General features: G+C 43.5%; 2 protein-coding genes and 1 pseudogene. All 3 read left to right on the forward strand.

Translation table 11 applies throughout. The annotated features are described in order from the left end of the window. The coding region (locus AC1DH9_RS29020; protein ID WP_477809323.1) for a DUF6402 family protein at nucleotides 1–787 on the forward strand (787 nt) is incomplete at its 5' end. Then, a complete protein-coding gene (locus tag AC1DH9_RS29025; protein WP_427547335.1) occupies nucleotides 788–1213 on the forward strand; it encodes a hypothetical protein in 426 nt (141 codons plus the stop codon). It begins immediately after the preceding gene. After that, a pseudogene (locus tag AC1DH9_RS29030) lies at nucleotides 1210–1494 on the forward strand (hypothetical protein); the annotation flags it as partial. The gene AC1DH9_RS29025 and the pseudogene AC1DH9_RS29030, both read left to right, overlap by 4 nt.

The following is a 1494-nucleotide window of genomic DNA, read 5'->3' on the forward strand; positions in this document are numbered from 1 at the left end:
CTATTGGTTTAAAGGCAATCCATGGGCAACTGAAGATGGTGGGATGGATGAACATACCAAAAATCATAAAAAAGAACCGCGCGATCCGTATGTAGAAAGCTCAATTGTTAAGATGGCATGGGTTTTGAAGTTTAAGCGCGCCAATGAAGTTTTTAATGAGCTAAGGGCCAAATGGAATAGCCCAGATGCACTGGTTAGAATGCGCAAGATTTTCCCAGGGAATTTTGCAGGTAAAGTTGACGGTGCGTATCAAATAAAATTTGAAAATGCTAGAGATGCTGAAAAGTTTGGATATACCAATACTATTCCAGTTAGGACGTCAAACGCTAACATTTTTCTGCTGGATGAGCTTAGGGGCGCCCTTGCAAATTTCAATATGAGAGTGATTGCTGAGGGTGAAGTTATTATCGCTTCAGGGAAAATCAGCTTTCTGGTGAATCGTCTAGGGTTTTATATTGACGACAGTTATGATTTCAGCGATGTAGGTAACCGGTTCAGTCAGCCCTTAGGCTATTGGAACTACGATGGTGTAGCAGATCCAGTAACAAGCAATGGCTCCAACTTTCTTTCGGCAATGGGGAAAGCAGAACTGGCCAGAACAGCCGCAATGCGGGGCGAAGATGTGCAGGCCATGTTCAAGGATATTGACGGAAAGCGTTATCACTTGATTCAAAATAGTGATTTTTCCGAATATCGAGCAACACACGGTAAAGGTGGGGATTTCACAGTGTACTCCGACATTATGTACGAGAGCGTAACACCTACTTTGATCAAGGTTGTTGAGTAAATGCGTTTCAGAATCACATGCCTGATTGTGTTAGCGGCCCTGGTGGTCGGGGCGCTATCATTTTATTCGTTTGTCGATAATCTGTCTCAGCGCCGACCAGATGTTATCGAGTTGAGTTATTCAAGGCAGTACATCGTGGAGCGCGTACCATTTACTTCTTTGTTTTTCGGAGAGGCCCTTTCCTATCTAAGAGTTACGGACCAAGATTCCCCTAGTTACATTTATCGCAGCCCGCTATACCCGACAAGACTTTTGGATATGCAGGTAAGTGAAGGCGACGGAAAGTTGAGTATTCCTAGTGTTGAGTTTCTGACGTCTGAGAAAAAGTTTGTCTTTCATTCTCAGCACTGGGAAGACTACTGGATGAATCGCTTTGTAAGTAATACCTCGTATTCTGTAGAGACGTTAAGCGGGAGTGGGAAATGATCGCCGGGTTCAGCAGTGTATTTGTTGGTAAACATCGGAAGGGTATCCGTCGAGCAATTGTTTTGCTCGTGGCTCTTTCTGCTTTGTTGTTTTTTGTCGTTACCACGATTCTAAATTATCCAGCCAGTTCGACAGTAGTTAGTCCTTCTGGTCGGTATGTTTTGGAAAATGTAAGGGTTGGGAAAATCTTCACACTTGGTGGAATGGCTTACTTGAGAGTAATCGATAGGCAAAATCCACAAGAGGTTTATCGTACACCTTTGTATGACACACAATTGCTG

Source organism: Pseudomonas sp. 05T35, assembly GCF_056396605.1.